The sequence below is a fragment of the Enterobacter sp. SGAir0187 genome (assembly GCF_002952735.2).
Taxonomy (GTDB): domain Bacteria; phylum Pseudomonadota; class Gammaproteobacteria; order Enterobacterales; family Enterobacteriaceae; genus Enterobacter; species Enterobacter quasiroggenkampii.
The window spans coordinates 2,094,863-2,114,411 of sequence record NZ_CP025034.2; the positions used below are offsets into that span (position 1 = coordinate 2,094,863).

Consider the following 19,549-nt stretch of genomic DNA (forward strand, 5'->3'; position numbering starts at 1 on the left):
CACAATCCTAGGAGAAATACTTCAGGCGTTGACCCATCTCATATAATGCTCCATACCTTCTGCAGCAATAAATCTTCACTATGATCATGCAAACCCTGACTATATTTCCACACTGGAATTAACCTTTAGACTGGAGAGTGATTTTGAAAGTATTGTCGTACTTTCCGGTCGCATCGACGCAGCCACAAACAGGCAGACTGTCTCGTGCAACCTCACGCTTGACTATGACATTAAGACGCCTGGAAAAATAGTCGTGAGCAACATGCGTCATATCAAAACAGCGAGGGGTTCTGCTGAAAATGAGATTATCAAAAAAATTTGAGGGTGCCGAATACAAGTTACGATTAAGCTCTTCAGGCGATGCCCGGCTCCTCGGAAATCCTCAGTCCTACCTCGAGATGTGTGTTACCCAGAAATAATGTTTAAACTGCTTTCCTGTCTGGTCTCTGGAGCTGACTGTAGAATTTATCAGGCCGTTACAACCCACGCTCAAGACTATCTGTATTCGTACAGAGCCCTTCCGTCATACAGACATGGAATGCGGCTGAAATAACTGAATGACCCTTTGGCCGTAGGATGCTGGTCTAGCTACGATACTTCACCCGATCTTCCACTGTCAGATCCGGCACACGCGCAAATTCTCTCACGTAATTTGTCACAAGTACGGCAATGGCAGGGATGGCATGTCCAGCGATCGCCATGTCGTTAGGACCTGTCGGCACGCCGGCGAGGTGTTGCACCAACTAAATGCACGTGGCAGGGGTCTTTTGACCGGTGGCGCCGGAGCGTATCTCGGCGTACGTAATGGCCAGATCACAATACCCCTTCTGCTCCAGGCGCTTCAGGATCACTTATTGCAGCCCGCGCAGGATGAACGAACAGATATTCGTATCGGGCATACAATCCCTGTTCACAGGTCAGACCGTCCTTCGCCGCTGACACGTCCCCGCGTCCCGCCATAAAACCCGGGTCGGCCCTGTCCAGCTGCTTGAACGAACCTCAGGTGGGGCGGATGGGACGCAGGATGATGCTATCTCCTTCTCGGGCGATCTCCAGCACGTTTAGCCGGATAGGAACTCCGTCTCCGACCCAGCGAATTATTGCTAATTCGCTCACAATCTTCTTGATTAAGGATAGCGTTGCATCGACCCATTGAACTCACAGCGAGTAGTGGACGTTGCCGTTTTTATTTTGCTGATGGCAGTGACCTGCTCCCCGTTGATTAATACACCCCGATGTAAGTAATGTCTTCATAAGCCACATGAGGACATTCCCATGAAGAAGCGTTTTTCCGACGAACAGATCATCAGCATTCTTCGCGAAGCGGAAGCCGGGGTTTCTGCCCGTGAGCTCTGCCGTAAGCACGCCATTTCCGATGCCATCTTTTACACCTGGCGCAAGAAGTATGGCGGTATGGAGGTGCCCGAGGTTAAGCGGCTCAAATCTCTTGAAGAGGAGAACGCCCGCCTCAAGAAGCTACTTGCCGAAGCCATGCTGGATAAGGAGGCACTTCAGGTGGCTCTGGGGCGAAAGTACTGACGACAGGCCAGAAGCGGGAAGCTGTTTAGTTTATGTGTGATGCGACCGGTCTGTCGCAACGTCGTGCCTGCAGGCTACTGGTTTGTCCCAGTCAACCTGCCGCTATGAGGCTCAGCATCCGGCAGCTGATGCGCATTTATCAGGGCGCATCACTGAGCTGGCGGAGCGCAGGCGTTTTGGCTACCGCCGCATCTGGCAGCTGCTGCGTCGGGAGGGCCTTCACGTCAATCACAAGCGTAATGGACTGAGCGCAAACGCAGACGACGCCGTAAAGGGCTGGCAACCGAACGGTTTCCGCTTCTGCGCCCGGATGCGCCGAACCTGACATGGTCGATGGATTTCGTTATGGACGCTAGGCCAACGGTCGGAGGAGCAAGTGCCTGACCTGTGTGGATGATTTCACGAAGGAGTGTCTGACGATCACCGCTGCTTTCGGTATTTCAGGCGTTCAGGTCACGCGTATTCTGGACTGCATCGCGCAGTTTAGGGGCTATCCGGCGATAATAAGAACCGATCAGGGCCCGGAATTTACCTGCCGCGCGCTCGATCAATGGGCCTTTGAGCATGGTGTGGAACTACGGCTTATCCAGCCAGGTAAGCCAACGCAGAACGGATTTATAGAGAGTTTTAACGGACGCTTTTGCGATGAGTGTCTGAATGAACACTGGTTCAGCGATATTCTTCATGCCCGGAAAACGATTAATGACTGTCGGCAGGATTATAACGAGTGCCGTCCCCATTCATCGCTGGATTACCAGACACCAGCTAAATTCGCAACGGAGTGGCGAAACAGGAAATATGAAGAAAAACCAACCGACATTACTAACTGAAGGTTGTATCTAATCCGGGGGGCAGGTTAATGCCTTTTTACTGCGATAAGACCTGAAACTGCAGGTTCAATAACAAGCAGGCCACCGGTGGAGACTGCCTGACTCAATTCGGTAGCGCAATTAAATAGCATTATTACGATTGCCAATGCACTTTCGCCGTTGATAAACTGTATCGTTCATTCTTAATATCTAATTAACTCAAATGGTCAGTCTTTTATCTATGAAAAATAATAGCTGTGTCAATTGTAACAAATGTGGATTTGCCGCCATATGTCGCTCTTATCTTTTCGACCATCAGGAGCCGATGTTCATTAAGGATCTTGCTCGCAAAAAACACTTCGCTAAAAATGCATTTATTTATAAAACTGGCATGCGAGTGCAGGCACTGTATGCCCTGCGCCGCGGGGTAGCAAAAATCTATGATTCACAGCAAGTGCTGCAGGGGATCATCTTTCCCGGCCAAGTATTTGGTGCAGACGAGCTTTTTAGCGAACTGCATCAATACAGCGTTCAAGCAGCAACCGACATCGAGCTCTGCGAACTGCAAAATGCACATTTTTATCATTTGAGTCAGATTACCAGTGACTTTACTAATTTTATCATCAATATCTTATCGCGCTCGGTTAGCGAGAAGCAACAGTTTATCAGTGTGCTAGTGAACGGCGATGGCCTGCAAAAAGTTAGCAACTTTATAAAACTAATGATATACATTAATGAAGAATATGGTTTCAGACATGATCTTCTCGAATTGCCCCTGAACAAAAAAGAACTGGCACAATTGCTCGGTATATCACCCTCAACACTATCCCGTGCGCTAGATACGCTGGAGTCTAGGAATAAAGTCATCGTGAATAATAAAGAAATTATTGTTCTTGAAGAAAATATGGATATAAGTGAATGTTAGACGTAGCAAACGTCAATGTCGCCTGTAACAATGCCCTATCATTGTGGCATAATTAGTTCTTTAATAATTTATCATGTGTATTTTGATGTTAATATCACTGCAGTAACTCCATATCACTCTAACCGAAGCTTAAGTAATTATCTATTAATCAGCTTTCCCACTATTAGGACCAACTGGTTGACAATGCGATGGAATCGATAATGGACTCCACTTAGTTTGTGAAAACGATAATGAAAGAGGTTCCGGTATAAATTTATATAGGCAGGAAGAGCATACTTTCTACCTTACAGCGAAAGGTGATCGTATGTCTCTCAACCGGGAGGCTTCAGGTCATATTACTTCCGCTCAGTACATCTGTTGAGCATTTACTGCACACCTTTAATCTCTAAACAGCAATCAAAACCATATAGCTAATAAAATTTTTCAATAATGAGTAATACCGCAATAAATCTCACCACTTGTGCAAAATTCGTGCCCGACCGGAAAACCGCCAAGGATATTTATAATATTTTATACTCATGAAAGTTAACACTATACCCTCAACTCATTTAGACTAGAGAACAAATACACTCTATGACGCGCGTTGACTAAAGCGAGGTATGTAAATACTCGGCTTAGAAAGAAGTTTAAGATAAATGCTCTGTATATGGTATCGCGATTACATTGTTAATGCCCCCCGTTTACCTGAAAGCGAAACGGTGTACAAAAGAACATTGCTTCAATAAACGTCGGTAGTATGTATATAACTAAGTTGCTGACTACGTCGATGACGTGAAATTTAATATTATAAATAATATTGTCTGCCTAAAAGCCACTCTAAGTCTAGGAAATGTAGTGTAGCATTGCGCATTGGCGAAGATCAAAAATTGGAGAAACCATACTATGTATATGATCATATCGCAATATGATGCTCGGATGCAACTCAACTTATCAATAGCAGGAGATATGGATAAAGGCACGTTTAGTCGTGGATCTTTTATAATGAACCCAATATAAAAAACCCATATACCTAGGCATATGGGTTTGCATTTTGAAGTATTCAAAAATAACCGTCAGATATGATTGTTAGTGCTGGTTCCTGGATAGTAGTTACCATTAATTACGCTGGTCCAGAAATTAGAGGTAATACTTTCTACTTCCTCTACATGGTTATAACCATAAAGTGCGCCAACAATTCCACCAGCTACCATACCAATAGCCCCGCCAGCAATCATACCAACGCCCTGCCCAATAGAGCCTACACCCAGCAGACCACCGCCGTCACCTCCATGAACACCACCGATGATAGCACCACCCGCTGTAGCTGATGCAGCAAACAATACGCTGCCATAAAGAGAACTTCCCAGAGAAGCACCGGCTACTACATTCATTTCGTTTTGTGTTAATTCACGCATAATTTTGTCCAGATAATTAAAAATATATATTAAATTTTGTTGTTAGTGCTGGTACCTGGATAGAAGCTACCATTAATCACACTATTCCAAAAACTGGTATTGATACTTTCAACTTCTGCAGCATGGTTATAACCGTATACAGTACCAAAAATACCTGCTGTTACAAAACCAATAGCTCCGCCAGCAATCATACCAACACCCTGGCCAATTGAACCAAAGCCAAGCAGGCCGCCACCATCACCGCCGTGAACCCCACCAATGATTGCTCCACCAGTAGTACCTGAAGCTGCACTCATAACCCCAGAATATACGGCTGAGCCCAAAGATGCACCAGCAACTTCATCCATTTCAATTACGGTTAATTCACGCATATCTATTTCATCCTAAATATATATATAAAATACTCACGCTGTGTAAGCGGCTATAATTATTTAACGTTCAAGCCTGCATTGATATAGAAAAAACAATGAAAATGAAGTTAAATGAAAAAATATATACAGTTATAAGTTTAAACAATATAGCCATATAGTTAAAAAGCGCTGTGATAATTCAAAAAAAACGTGCATATGACGTTTTTAGGTTAATGCAGGTTTCATCTCACCGTTTTGTATCCCAAAAAGCGAGGCTTTGTCGACTTCATTAATTTTATGATTAGCCACCACAAAAATACGATCAGCGCTCATTATCGTTTCAGGGCGGTGTGCTATGATGATGCGAGTGATACTCATCTTTCGTATGGCCTCGTTTATGGCCTTTTCACGGTAGATATCGAGATGACTGGTGGCTTCATCGAGAAGTAAGATTGAAGGTTTTTTATACAATGCCCGAGCAAGCAATAACCTTTGAATTTGTCCACCGGACAGTGCCGACCCCATATCACCTACTAGGCTGTTATAACCCATTGGCATAGCGATTATATCAGTATGCACTTGTGCTATTTTTGCTGCTTCTTCAACCATGGACATATCGAAATCAGCGTCAAAGAAACAAATATTGTCGAGAATGGAACCTGCAAAAAGCTGATCATCCTGCATAACGCTGCCTGTGTTATTACGTACCCACGTCATTCCAAGACGAACATTCTCTACGCCATCAATAATGATAGCCCCCTCTTCCGCACGCAAAAGCCCGAGTAGTAAGCGCGCCAGTGTTGTTTTACCTTGGCCAGAGGGACCTACAATAGCTACTGATTCACCCGCATGAATTAACATGTTTACTTGTTTTAGGATCCACGGCTCTGTTGGTGAATAGCGAAAAGAAAGATTTTTAAACTCTACCGAGACGGCATGTATAGGGTCTGGATGAGCCGAAAGATTGAGCATATCGGTTTCGCGTTCACTTAGTACAATATCCGATAAGCGTTCTCCATGCAGACGCAACATACGAAACTCAATAAAGGCATCAATTAAGCCTGATGCCCGACTGATGAATTGATCCGAGAAGGTAATAAACGACATCAACATCCCACTCGAGAAATGGCCATCCAGCACCTGTAAGGCCGCTAACCATATTAAGACAATTCGCCCAACACCGGATAATATTCCCTGAACAGTAGTGAAAAAGATGGATAACCGCTGAATTTTGATTCCATTATTAGTGGCTTCCACTAACTCATTCGTATAGGTCGACACTCGCATGTTTTGCTTATTACTCAGCATAATTGCCTGCGAGCCGCGGATCGATTCAATCAATTGGCTCTGTACTTGTGAATTAGCAACCATCTGATCTTCACTTGCCTGGCGAAACGGCTGGAATGCTACCATGCGAACAGTAGTGTAGGCTAGGAAAAGTCCTACCACAATAAGCGATAGTGAAGGGCTATATACAACGATAATTCCCAAGGTAATAATCGACATGACGCCATCAAAAACAGAGGAGATAAAGCGTGTTGTCAGGGTGCTTTGGATATTATTTATAGATCCAAAGCGGGAAACAATATCCCCCATGTGACGCTCTTCAAACCATGATTGCGGTAAATTTAATAAATGGGAACAAATGTTGCTTGACCACTGGACGCTCAGCAAGCTTGAGAACCATGTGGTCACCCACGTTCTTAATGCGGTAATCCCATTTTGCAGCAGAACTACGATAATAAAAGCGCAGCCCAACAGGGTCATTAAATTATAATCGCTGGAAACTAATACCTGATCGAGTACCCATTGCATATAGAATGGAGTAATGATACCAAATATTTCCAGAGACAATGTCAAGATCATGAGCTGGGCGAAGACCGATTTAATGCCCGAAATGTTACCAAGAAGTTTGAGCATCGAAAGTGATTCTTTCTCTTCTCGTTTTTCAAAGTCCGATTGAGGCACCAGTTCCAGTGCAATCCCTGTAAACGAAGCCGCAAGATCTTTTATCTTAAGTATACGTCTACCGCGTGCGGGGTCATGAATAGTTACTTTATCGCCGTGAATTTCACTCAACACTATATAGTGTTTCATATCCCAGTGAAGAATCGCAGGCAAGCGCAACTGACTCAGCTCTTCAACCTCAAGACGCAAAGCGCGGGTGACTAAGCCTAGATGTCCTGCCAGATTAATTATATCAGTTAATGTGCTGCCCTTAAGCGACATAGCGTATTTTTTTCGCAACGTCAGCATATCCATCTTGTAGCCATAATATCCAGCTATCATTCCAATACAAGCGAGGCCGCATTCCGCTGCCTGTGTCTGCCGTAAAAGGGGTAAGGATTTTCGTGCTGAAAACCTTATTTTCTCAATAAAATCCATTTGAATACCTGAAGTTAGAAACGTTTACCGAGCGCGTACAGTGGCTCAAGAACCCATTGATAAAGGTGTCGTTTATCTACAATAAAGTCTGCATTCACCGCACTGCCTGGCGGCAAACGATGCTCTATGCCGTAGGCACTAATGGACTGTTTTTTCAGCACGATTTTTACCTGATAGAACTGTTCCTGTGCTAGGTTATCACCCGTGACTGAAGCGACATCTTTTGGCGTCAGGGCTGATTCCGATACTTCAAGAACGCTGCCATATTGCTGACCAAATTTTTGATAAGGAAATGAATCATAACGTAAAACAACTTTCTGGCCGGGTTTAATAAATCCGATAGCACGGCTACTGATCATGACGCGAGCTTGTAAGTTCCCATCGCTTGGGATAAGCGAAGCTATCGTTTGTCCACTCGTTACAATCTGCCCTTTCTTCACCAGCACCGAGCCTACAATTGAATCTGCAGGAGCAGTAAGGATCGTGCCTCTCCTTGATTCGTTTTCCAACATTGTTTGGTTTAACTCAGCAATTTTCTGATTAACTTCATTTTTCTGTTTCAAATAATTGATAGGTTGTTCGATATATTGTTGCTCGAGCTGCGCTAGTTGCTGCTTAAGCTCCAGCAATTGGCGACCAACATCCTGCATTCGTACCACCGCTTCGAGCCTCACCGATTCCTGCTGATCGATTTGAGTATTAGAGGCGTAACCTTCTGCTAAGAGTGATCTAAGGTTTTTTAATTTTTCCTGCTCAATACCAATCTGACTGCGACGTTGATTATTAATCAACTGTAGCTGTGCAATTTGCTCCTTTAGCAACCCGATCCGATCGTGAATTCCTTGCATAGTACTACTGTTTATTGCATCAAGATTTACCAACTCGCTCTTAAGGACTTCGCGCTGTTCATTGAGTTGCTGGGCTATTTGCTTGTGTGTTGCCCCCATGGCAGTTGAAATATCACTAGAGATCGCGGCTAGTTTCTCTCCTTTTTTTACTCGTTGGCCTTCATGAATAAAAATGTCTGTCAACGTACCACTGCCAACGGGAACAATATCTAAAATCCCCTGCTCAGGAACTAATGTTCCTCTAGCTGACTCTCGTTTGGTATAGCTGCCAAAAATTAATAAGGTAACAATAGCCGCTCCGATCATACCTACGAAGACAACTAACAGCCATCGATATGGAGGCGTAAATAGTATAACCGATCCAAGAGACTTGACACGATTATTATCAATCGCCTGTTGGCGAAATAAGGTTTCAGACATATCAACTTCCATATCGTTATTGCACGCAGCTATATTTTTTCAGTGCGAACATATCTAATTCACCCAGAGTGGCGTCAAGATCTGTATGGGCTTTTATTAATGAAAACTGCACTTCAGATTTTTCACTCAAGGCCGTAGCGTATTCATTTAGAGAATCAAGCTCATCAATAAGTGTACGCATACCGAGTTCCCGCCCATAGCGTGTCGAATCCAGACGTTGATGCGCGGAATGAAGTGCTCGTTCAGTCGCCGCCAGGTGAGTGAAACCACTTTTTAACGCGTTCAAGGAACGGCTCAAACTCTGTTTAGCACGAAGCTGGGCTAATGCGAGCAGATCTTTTGATTGCGCACGACGTTTCGCTGCCTCAAAACTTTGAGAGAGCGCCCGTCCCCCACTAAATAATGGTATTGACACATTCAATGACAACACTGTGTCACGAGTCTTATTCGTGGTTCCAAAAAGTACATCGAGCTCATTGCTATCTTCCGCTCGACTCCAGTTTGTCCCATACCCAGCTTGCAAGCTTACCACAGGCAAATGGCCGCTCGTCGCCCCGAGCACGTCTGCATCGCTCTGTTTTATGAATAGTTGCGCGGACCGAATATCCAAATTATCGCGCATTAAATGATCCAGCATTTGCTGGTGTGAAGATGCTTCCAAAGAAGGAATGCAGGTCAACGTCATTTCGTTTATTTCATTAGCATCGCGACCCGTTAGGTTCGAAAAAACCAACTCTGCATCACTGAGTTCACTTTGCGCATTAACTATATCCGCCTGAGCTTTATCAAAACGGGCCTGCGCATCGCTAACATCAAGCAGCGTTGATTCGCCAAGTACCATCTGGGACTGTATCTGTTTGAGTTTTTGTTGATAAAGCTTCAATACATGATTTTTATTACTCAGCATCTCTCGTCGATACACAACATCTGACCAAGCTATGATAGTATTTCTTATTAGCCTCTGTTGCGCTTGTAAGAGCTTTGCATCTGCCAACTCAGCAATGGCATCACCTTTTTTCCAGTCAGCATATTTTGATAGGTCAAAAATAGGCTGTGTGAGGTTAATGGTAGCGTTATGACGTGTTACACCAGCAGCGTAACTGGCATTCGGCTGATCGGTTTTAGTCCATGCTCCATTAAACGAAACAGATGGCAGTAGACCAGAAAATCCTTGCCTTCTTTTTTCACTGTCAGCATCGTGTTCATTACGAGCAGCATTCATTTCTGGATCGAAAATATTAGCTGCCAATACAGATTCTTCAATGTTGAGTGAATAACTTTTTGCAACAAAAAATGCATTCGCCAACATAATAAATGAAATAAATATTATTCTCATGTCTTTATTTTTATAGAATGCTGTGCATGTATACATATTTCATTAACTCACCATTATTATGGAGATTCAGTTTCCTCATTGCACTGGTTTTCTGCGTAGCAATAGTACTGATCGCGCGAGATCTTATTTTTGCTATTTCTATAAGGCTATATCCGTCAGAAAACATCTTGATGACCTCCCATTCATTTTTAGAAAGCCTTTCTCGGGGCGATGCTTGAGAGTTACCATTTAACTGTTTAACAATTGAATCGGAAATATACTTACCAGAACAATTTTGATCAAAAATACACTTGATAGCTTGTTTCAGCTCAAGGGAGTCATCAGTCATACTGATAATTGCATTAATATTCATTTTAAGAATTTTATCTATAACATTAATATCTGAATCCTGAAGGATAACTGCAACTTTACACTTTATCAATGGAACATCTATTCGATTATTCATCTGACTTACGTGAAGGTTATTCATCAAATTAAACCAGCTAGCCAGATCAGTAATGATAAGATCAACATTTTCAACTTCGATTGCCTTCAACAGAACATTGTCGTTTTTGAAAACATTAACAAAGACGTTATATGCTGGCAACACCTTCCTGATATAATCAAAAATAAACTCATGAAAAACATTGAATCGGTGATGTAATACAATGTTTACACTTTTATTTTTCATAATTAAACCTTTTCCCATAAAACGACCGTTATGAGTTAATCATAATTCATAAAGATAAATCAAACCCTGATAATAAATAAACATTTAAAAACAAGTTAAAAATAACAAAAAACAATAAATTTTTTTTGAAAAATTAATTAAAATAAAACATCTATAATTAAAATAGATTAAATTATCATATATAAAATTAAAAAAACCAGTGAACAACCGGTTGCGCTACTATTTATGGTTGTAGCGCATAAAAGAGGTAAGATTTTTCCTAAATCATCATATAGGCACTTTCATTTGTGAAATGTGAATCAAATGTCACGACTATATCTCCAATTAACCCCCAAATCATTAACAATTGACCACTTAATAACCTGCTTACCATTATGAAGATCTTTATCAGAAATACATATTCTTTTGGTTTCACCTGGCAGCAATGTAAGCCCACTGTAGTTGGAATTGTTAATTTTTAGCCCTGACAAAGAAATAACACGTAGACTTGGATTCGAAACTTGCAATATTTTTTCCTTCTCATTGAGAATAGAGAAATTAATCCCCTCCCCCTCATCCTCATTGATTTCACCCATCTCCGCAGGACGTAGAATGAGTTTAATGCGGATTCTTAGCGGCATTACTATCCGCTGCAAATTTTCTGATTTACGCGCGGTGTTAGGTGGTACTTGATAAATATTAATCCAATATAGCTTCTCGGAAAAATTTAGTATATTTTTTTTGATTAACTTAATGCGCAAATCTCGCTGTTGACCACCCTCTAATTTAAATACCGGAGGAAAAATCGCTATTGGTACATTTAATTTTTCTGGCGATATTAGAGGATCCCCTTCATCTACCCACACCTGATTCAACGATGGAATCATTGCAGTATTAGTTAATAGCAATGTTTCTTCACCATTCTTTTCCTGCAAAATAACCCTTGAACGATCGGGATTCACAACTGCTCGAGCGGGGAAAACTCCCCATGCCAGCGTGATAGTCATTATCACGGATTTACTGAAAACTAACCACCACCTGTAGTTGTGCATCGACACTCCCTGCGGTTGCTTTATTGCCCGGAAGCACTTCCAAAGCAGAAATAAAATCGCCGGTGTACTTCACCGTTGAATCCTCATTATCAGCGACATAATCAGTGATGTCTTTATAACCATACCAACCAGCGCTTTCACCGCCTCCTGTTGTACGCGAAGACAGCAAGTTAATTAATCTCATAGTCTTATCATAAACTCGAATACCGACACCGCTTGCAACTCCCTCAGCACCGTACTGACTATCTAGTAAATAAGAAATCCCACCGCTGGAGTTTTTTAACCCCAGTTTTTCTGCGGTTTCTGCCGCAACAGCCTGATTAACTAAAAATCCCACGGCGACATTAGGTTTGCTGGCTGAACCATTAACACCTGAAATAGCATCTTTGTCACAATCCAAAGTGATAGAGAATGGTTGTTGGCTAACTCCCCCACTATTGAGTTCTCCTGTGCCAATTTTGGGAAATATAACCATATTTGTGTAATCTTTCAAAATGCACATTGCACCGCGGGCAATCGTAACGCTTTGGTACAGACTCCATGCTGCCGGCCAGTTGGTATAAAATCCATCAGTTTGTGTCCCACTATCACCACCATCGGTTATTGCATTGAGCATACCAGGCCCTTTAAATACAACAAACCCATTACTTGTTGGGTTATTGTAAGCATACTGGGCACTAGAGTTCGAATAATAAGTTGTATTATCTGTTTTTATTAACTCAATAAATACATCACTAAATGCTGATGCAGGAATATAAATGTAACCACCATCTTCATACCACTCTGATGATGATAACTTGCGAGCTTGCCAATGATTTGTGTAATAAAGCCCAGTTTTAGTGTTAGTTAATCGCAAAGCGATATTTTTCGCGTAAGTATAATAAGCCCCTTCAATATCCTCAACCTGATATTTTCCAGCGTAAGGATTTTTTCCATCAGTTGCATACATTTCGTAAAGGCTGTCTTCATCTGCTTTTGCACAGCGAAATAGAATTCGATTAGCGCCGCCTGTATAGCCATTACTGACACCTTCCGTAATAAAATTTCCCGTTGTCGCTGACAGCACTGTACCACTCGGATACGAGGCTACACCGGTACCAATACTGATCATCGAGGAAAGCCCCAGTTTCGCCGTACAGTTACCACATGCACCGGTCCAGCTTGATGCAGTATAACCGGCGCTTTTCGCACTGTCAGAAAGCTGTGAAGATGAGTTAACTTTAATGCAATTAGCATTTACCGTTGATGCAATCGTCAGTGCCAGCATCCCGGTAATAATTAAATATTTTGACTTCACGACTGACTCTCCTTACATATCGCATCGAACTGAATGGGCTCCGCATCCTCGCTATTAAATGTATCCAGCTGATAACGAATTCGACACTGTTTATTAGATGCGTCACCCCATTTAACCTGAATTACTCCACTTTGCTCCGGTAAACGCGCATACACCATCCCAGCTTGGCCTACCATACCAATATTCTTACCTTCTACATCCAATACATCGGCTCCCATGGGGACTAGCGTTCCATCTGACGTTTTCGCGATGATCAGCACTGGTCGGCCATATAACGTTTCAAAGTCAACGCGTGTTACGGAGCCAGCATAAGGAACCAGACGTGCACTTCCACTTTTAATCTCAACGTTTTGGTTCATCGTGCGCGTATCCAGACTCACTTGGTTTTTCCGATACGGTACGAGAGACGGTAAGATGGCGTTACCAAAAGTATCAATGCGCGATCCTTGCCCATTCCGTACGAGAGCACCTTTTGCACCTTGTGCATGCACTAATGCAAAAGTGTCGCTAGCATAAGGACCGTAAGTTACACCTTTTTCGTGAATAGCGAGCGTCCCGTTTGTACCTAGTCCTAATTGTTTAAATCCTTGCCCCTGGGACCAAGAGGCACTGAGCGTACCTATTGATGTCCTATCCTGCAGGTTAGCTCCCCATGACGTTTCATGCCCCCCCTCACTTTGACGATATTGGTCATAACCCCCATAGATAGAATAGGAATAACGGTTGTCATCACCAGCCGACCCCGATAATGTAGTCGTTGTACTACGGCTATATTTATCTTGAGTCATATCCAACGAAACGCGTGAAGAAGTGTCACGCCAATCGAGCGGTATGGAAATATTCAGAGAAATTGTATTTTCTGTCGTTTTTTTATAATTATCAGAGTGATAATCACTATCGTTAACACTATAAATACTGCTATTATCCCAACTTGTACGCTGACGTCCGGCACTGATGTTGTAGCTTAATTTTTTCCAGTTGTTGCTGTAAGTTAACTGTAATTCACTGACCCGGGGACGATTTCCATAGTAGTCAGTGGTACTCGCGCTGAATCCTAATGTACCGAAATCATACATATTCTGGCTCATCGTCGCAGCAAGCCGATTACGTTGCTGTAATGTATCGGAGTACCAGATCTCACCTTCTTTATCCTCACGGCGCATGCCCAGTACATCCTGTAAATCACGGTAGCCGCTAGTAGAATAGCGGTATGCTGCAAGAACGAGGTTAGTTCGAGTAGCAAATGTTTTGCTGTAGGAAAGCTCAGCACGCCAACCGCTACTGCTTTTGTCATTAGCCTCTTTCGCGTGTGACCATGTCGTATTCAACGCTAAGGCCCCAGCAGCAGAGGACCATACGCCACCGGCGAGCAGCGCTTCATAATCTTTCGCTACGCGCATCCCACTGTTTAACGTGAAGTAATTATTTAAACCATACTTGAGAACCCCTTCAGTAAATTCATTATTTACTGAGTAATAATTACGTACGCGCCCTGCAGCAAGTTCATAGGAGAAATTACCTGGACGCACCGAATCAGGTACAGCCGCATACGGTACAGTGAAAGATGTAGTTTTACCGTCTGCAGAAATGACATCGACATGTAGATCGCCATTACTTTTCGTATTATAGAGATCGCTAATGACAAACGGGCCAGGTGGTACTCTAGTTTCATAAATGACACGATCTTGTTGTTTAATGATTACACGCGCGTTTGATGTTGCTGTACCAATAACTTCTGGAGCATAGCCGCGTTTACCTTGTGGCCACATACGTTCGTCGGTTTCTAGCTTAATACCATTATAAGAGATACCACCAAACATATTGGTGCTAGTATAATTATCACCCAAGCTTAACTGGCTTGAAATATCCGGCAAAGGACGCTGCACCCACGTTCGCACGGAATTCCACTTATAGCTACTCCCGCTCTTGTTGCTATCCATATAACGTAGATTAGCCTGATGACGAGCTTGCCACACACCGGCATTCGCACCAATGTTCATGATGCTCCATAAATAATTGTAGGTGCTGCCGCTGGTACTATTTTCGTTATGAAAATAATTTGTACTGTGTCGAGCAAAAAGCACAGAGTTACCAGCATTCCATTCTGATACTGGTATAAACCCTCGCGGTTTACGTAAAAGTGATACTTGCGGAACAACGAATTCCAGTACCAAGTTTGAAGCATCATAATGCCAATTAGCCCGTTTAACTATTTGTGATAGAAAAACACATTCATCTAAGCTTTCATTAGCATTAGCATCAGGTTTTAACTGTAGTATATTTAATAAATGACGATCAATACAAGGAGAAGCAGATGTATCATCTGAAGATTTTTTTTTAAATCTAACCGGCACTTCTATCTCAAGAATCTCGCCGTTTAATGAAATATCGACTAGCTGTTGACCTTCAGCCTGTGCAACCTCTTTCTGGCTAAACTTATCAAGATCAAGATGGTGTTCGAGAGAAGTGCCAGTAAGTAGATTGGAATCAAAACGGTATTCTTCTGCATGAGCATTGTTCTGCATGGCAAGTTGCAAAAAGAGCGCCATAGCGCTCAGGTAATAGGCTGAGGCATCACCATTTTTAATAAATTTAGAACTGAATGTCGTATTCATTTGCCACCCTGGCCCCATAATCATTTATATGCGTTATTTCTAATTTCGACTGTTTGCCCTTGAGAGCAGCATCGTGATTGATAGTTACATTTTGAGATTCAAAAGGGGGAATCATAGGGATTTTTCCTTTTTGCACTTTCTTATCAATCTTTATTTCCGCAAGTGTCAAAAAGAAAGGTGAGTTATTTTTTATCGTCAAGCCATTTTCTGTTGATATAAACGACAACATATCAGAAATTTTTTTCGGATTAGCGTTTATCTCTTCCGGGCGATAGAATACCTTCACTCTGTTCTTTAGCATTAGCATTATTTTATTTTTTTTCTCTCCACCGAGATTAGATGGTGGAATCTGCAAAAAATTAAAATAAAACACACTTTCACGGTCTTTTGGTAAAGAAACATTCCCTACTTTCGAGAGACGCAGAACCTGCCCTTCATTCGCAGCAATACGAAAAGAAGCGGGTGTAATCATAAAAGGTGATTTTCCAGTTGCAGGTGTTGATTCAATATCTCCATTGTCTAACCATGCCTGAATGACATAGGGGAAATTATCACGATTACGTAGCTGAATATCCACCGACTGATCTTCTGCATGATATATAACTCGCGACCCAATCATAATCACTGTAGCGTTGACGTTTTTGTAGACAAAAAGTGAAATTAATAAAGCAACAGCCACTACAGCCCGTACAAACAAATTATGCTGCATAAATATTTCCCGCGAACTTTAATTTTTCAGAAAAGCCATCCTTGGCTAACTGATAAAAGCTAAGCTTAATCAGACCACTCAAATGGATTTAGTTAGAGTAAATTATTCGTAAACAACTGCGTACTGCATGGTACCTTCAACTGCACCAGCAGTTGACGCTGCAGTTGCGTAGTACTGTGCAGTATATGTCGCAGAAGCATCGCTCTGGCCAGATGCCAAAGACAAGTCACCGTTAGCTGTAAATTCAGACGTTAGGTCGATAACTTTGTTTGCGGTATCGAGGATCTGAACTTCTACGTTCGCAGCTGCATCAGTAGCGATGTTTCCCAAGTTACCGTTAGAGCTTACATTGTTCCCAGCAAAGCGGGTTGAGATGGTTTTACCATCTAGAGCCGCGGGGCAATCAGTAACAGCAATATCAAAGGTTGTCTCGCCAGCAGTTGCAGCTGCAGCAGAAAGATCAGAAGTACTTACAGTAGGAAGAAGAACGAGTGGAGAGCTTGCATTACCATTTACGGTTACAGAACAAGTTTCGTCAGCTACTTCCCCCTTAAAAGTGATCGTGTTATCAGAAACCGCAAATGCCTGAGACGCGAAAAGTACACTCAATGCTGATGCCAGAATAAGTTTTTTCATTTTTGATACTCCATGTATTTGAGGACGTCCATTATTAGGACCCCTTAATATTCAAGACAAGATATGTATAAGTCGCTCTTAAATGCCATTACTTGATTGCATCGCCATCACGAGCTGACGTAAATATAATTACACTCATGTCATTTTTTGTAAATAACGCAACAAAAAATACATCTTGATAGAGTATATATATCTAGAATTAATACGATCAATTAAGTGCAATCTAAATTTATTACCTACTCTTTCACTATTCGCTTGTAGAAAATTGGATATCAGTTACAAAAAAAGCGATTAACTCCCCGGTAAAAATATTAAAAGAAACGAACAAAACAACACTAAATGTTTTAACATTGTTAAATATGGTAAAAAAAACACCCACCATGTTTTTTATTTGTTAAAAAATGATTTCAGTAATTTCTTCAAACCAACTATATGGAGTTCTTCAATTTTTGAGTCAATGGATAAAATTCACATCCCATTGATTTATATGTATTATATTTTTCTTACAGTAGAAAACCTCTTCTTATGACCAGATAGTGGTGAATAAGCCTGATTGCAAGCAATCTGGCATTCATTTGTCGATGAAGTGCTCTTTGGCTTATTGAATACCAGTACGGAATTGTATAGTGCAAACCTAAAAATTAAATAAACAGCTTCCGCGGCATTAATACACTTCCCCTCCCCCCTTTCAGCTCATATAATTTAAGTTAGCAGCTATGCTGCACTCATATTTAGAATAAATTCTAAAAAAGTAGAAGAAGTACTAGTTATATTATTTCTTCCCTCAAATCAAAAATCATATATAGCCTTCCATCTTTATGGCTGTAATAGTAGGATCAATACATGTCTATCTGGAAAAGATGCAGTTCAATGAAAAAATTAAACTTACTGAGTTATATTTATTTAATACCAGTTTCAACCTTTGCAGCTTCTAATTCTCCTTGGCAAGTCAGTGATAGTTCTAATCACGATTTCACCAGCCGCTACAGTGCAACGCAACAAGAAAGCAATGAACACTATAGCTTTGGCAATAGAAGCAAGCCTGTAACTGCAGCCCCTGGGATCACTTCAAGCTCTAGTTATGTAAGCACAAATGCCATGCAGGCGGTTAAAGGCGGTAAATTTGTATTAATGGATACCATGCTTCAAAGCACGGAAGCGTCTCCTTCCGTACTATTCGTGCAGGGCGGCAACAATAGCCGCAGCCATAATTCCACAATGCGTCCTGAAATGGGTGCTTGGTTGGCAAACCAGCTGGCAACCAATACGCTATTCCTGCTGCAACTTCACGATCGCGAAGGCGCTCGGTATTTAAGTAACAACGATAATGGCGCAGGGATGTGGATGATTCAGACTGGTGAACATAATCGGTTTAATGATAATAGTGGGCAGTTGAAAACCAAATCGAACAGATTTATGGTTCAGATTGGAGCCGATCTTGGACAGTGGAACTTTACTACTGAAGACCGCGTTTACTTTGGCATAATGGCGGGGTATGCCCACAGCAATAGCCAGACACACTCCGACGTGTCGGGTTACTCATCCAAAGGCCGCACGAAAGGTTACAGTTTGGGCGGCTATGGGACATGGTACCAGAATATTGCGAACCGCGAAGGGGCCTATGTCGACAACTCGCTGCGATATAACTGGTTTCACAACTCAGTTTCCGGTCAAGATATCGACAGTGAAATATACACGTCCCGCGGAGTACAAGCGTCTCTGGAAAGTGGCTATAGTACTAAACTGACAAATAATGGAGTGCTGAGTAGTTGGGTACAGCCAAAAGCGCAAATCGTTTGGACAAATATTACTGCTAACGATTACATCGAGCCAAATGGCACACGCACCCATCAGCAAACTTCGTCTAACATTATGACGCGTCTTGGTGTTCGGGTCTTTTTACGCGGTCATAGCACTTTTGATTCCAACAACGGGAGAGAATTTCAACCTTTTGTCGAAACTAGTTGGATACATAATACCCAAGATTGGAGAATAAAGATGGACGATACGGCCAACTCCATTGAAGGCACACGTAATATTGGCGAAGCGAAATTAGGCGTAGAGGGGCATGTAGCACCAACTATTGATATGTGGGGTAATGTTACCCAGCAGGTAGGTGATTCTGGTTACACATCAACGCAGGCGATGCTAGGATTAAAATATCGATTTTAATTAATAAGATAATAAAGGCCCCTTCTGGTATATTAAGTTAGGGGCATTTTAACTTAGCCCAGAACAGATATTACAACTTTGGTATAAGCGTCATTTATGTTTTTTTGCCACTGTATTCAGTTATAAAAAAAACAAAAATGTCCCCCATCAGCGAAGCCGACCATGTACAATAGATCCCGTTTTTTTTTCATAATGGTCGGATAGCCTAACCATGACTATTGATTCACGCAGATTATTAAAGACGATAAGGCATTAGTAATAGTAATGAGATTATTTTCTTTCCTACCCAGGTAAATTGTGTATTCTCCATCCATACCAAAACCTTCCCCAACAATGGTAGGAACACTGCGGAAAGATTAAACATTCCGGTTCTATTGCCATTAAATTCAAAGGTAATATCCCATTGAATAACA

At 42.1% G+C, this 19,549-nt stretch carries 13 protein-coding genes and 3 pseudogenes; 3 read left to right on the top strand and 13 right to left on the bottom strand.

Annotated features, from left to right (window positions below):
• Positions 1-584: 584 nt before the first annotated feature.
• Together CWR52_RS23435 and CWR52_RS23440 are read right to left on the bottom strand one after the other, a co-directional pair.
• Positions 585-851: pseudogene (locus tag CWR52_RS23435) on the bottom strand (hypothetical protein).
• A 59-nt stretch (positions 852-910) separates the two neighbouring features.
• A pseudogene (locus tag CWR52_RS23440) lies at positions 911-1,056 on the bottom strand (AbrB/MazE/SpoVT family DNA-binding domain-containing protein); the annotation flags it as partial.
• A 219-nt stretch (positions 1,057-1,275) separates the two neighbouring features.
• Here CWR52_RS23440 and CWR52_RS10050 point away from each other — a divergent pair.
• Positions 1,276-2,369 (top strand): annotated as a pseudogene (locus CWR52_RS10050) (IS3 family transposase).
• Between the two features lie 304 nt (positions 2,370-2,673).
• Complete coding sequence (locus tag CWR52_RS10055; RefSeq protein ID WP_104949564.1) at positions 2,674-3,273, top strand: Crp/Fnr family transcriptional regulator; 600 nt, start codon at positions 2,674-2,676, stop codon at positions 3,271-3,273.
• A 1,052-nt stretch (positions 3,274-4,325) separates the two neighbouring features.
• On the opposite strand, the gene CWR52_RS10060 is transcribed toward CWR52_RS10055, so the two are convergent.
• From CWR52_RS10060 to CWR52_RS10110, 11 genes are all read right to left on the bottom strand, one after another.
• Positions 4,326-4,667 (bottom strand): colicin V synthesis protein, encoded by a 342-nt coding sequence (locus CWR52_RS10060; RefSeq protein ID WP_104949565.1) that lies wholly within the window; start codon positions 4,665-4,667, stop codon positions 4,326-4,328.
• 29 nt (positions 4,668-4,696) lie between these two features.
• Positions 4,697-5,038, bottom strand: a complete 342-nt coding sequence (locus CWR52_RS10065; RefSeq protein ID WP_252152188.1) for a colicin V synthesis protein — start codon at positions 5,036-5,038, stop codon at positions 4,697-4,699.
• A 204-nt stretch (positions 5,039-5,242) separates the two neighbouring features.
• Positions 5,243-7,402, bottom strand: a complete 2,160-nt coding sequence (locus CWR52_RS10070; protein WP_104949566.1) for a peptidase domain-containing ABC transporter — start codon at positions 7,400-7,402, stop codon at positions 5,243-5,245.
• A 14-nt stretch (positions 7,403-7,416) separates the two neighbouring features.
• A complete protein-coding gene (locus CWR52_RS10075) occupies positions 7,417-8,670 on the bottom strand; it encodes an HlyD family secretion protein (protein WP_104949567.1) in 1,254 nt (417 codons plus the stop codon).
• Between the two features lie 16 nt (positions 8,671-8,686).
• Entirely contained in the window at positions 8,687-10,042 is a 1,356-nt protein-coding gene (locus CWR52_RS10080; RefSeq protein WP_104949568.1) for a TolC family outer membrane protein, read from the bottom strand.
• Positions 10,017-10,676: a LuxR C-terminal-related transcriptional regulator gene (locus CWR52_RS10085; protein ID WP_161566066.1), complete on the bottom strand. Its 660-nt coding sequence runs from the start codon at positions 10,674-10,676 to the stop codon at positions 10,017-10,019. The genes CWR52_RS10080 and CWR52_RS10085 overlap by 26 nt, the downstream gene beginning before the upstream one ends.
• 299 nt (positions 10,677-10,975) lie before the next feature.
• Positions 10,976-11,662 carry a fimbrial biogenesis chaperone gene (locus CWR52_RS10090; RefSeq protein ID WP_161566067.1) on the bottom strand — a complete coding sequence of 229 codons (687 nt, stop codon included), beginning with the start codon at positions 11,660-11,662 and terminating at the stop codon, positions 10,976-10,978.
• 10 nt (positions 11,663-11,672) lie between these two features.
• A complete protein-coding gene (stbD, locus tag CWR52_RS10095; protein WP_252152189.1) occupies positions 11,673-13,004 on the bottom strand; it encodes a fimbrial usher protein StbD in 1,332 nt (443 codons plus the stop codon).
• Positions 13,001-15,553 carry a fimbrial outer membrane usher protein gene (locus CWR52_RS10100; RefSeq protein WP_104950908.1) on the bottom strand — a complete coding sequence of 851 codons (2,553 nt, stop codon included), beginning with the start codon at positions 15,551-15,553 and terminating at the stop codon, positions 13,001-13,003. The genes stbD and CWR52_RS10100 overlap by 4 nt, the downstream gene beginning before the upstream one ends.
• A gap of 43 nt (positions 15,554-15,596) precedes the next feature.
• Positions 15,597-16,328, bottom strand: coding sequence for a fimbrial biogenesis chaperone (locus CWR52_RS10105; RefSeq protein ID WP_104949571.1), 732 nt, complete (start codon positions 16,326-16,328; stop codon positions 15,597-15,599).
• A 102-nt stretch (positions 16,329-16,430) separates the two neighbouring features.
• Positions 16,431-16,964, bottom strand: coding sequence for a fimbrial protein (locus CWR52_RS10110; protein ID WP_104949572.1), 534 nt, complete (start codon positions 16,962-16,964; stop codon positions 16,431-16,433).
• Positions 16,965-17,807: 843 nt separating this feature from the next.
• On the opposite strand from CWR52_RS10110, the gene CWR52_RS10115 reads away from it, so the two are divergent.
• On the top strand, positions 17,808-19,136 hold the full coding sequence (locus CWR52_RS10115) for an autotransporter outer membrane beta-barrel domain-containing protein (RefSeq protein WP_104949573.1): 1,329 nt from the start codon (positions 17,808-17,810) through the stop codon (positions 19,134-19,136).
• The last annotated feature ends 413 nt before the right edge of the window (positions 19,137-19,549 follow it).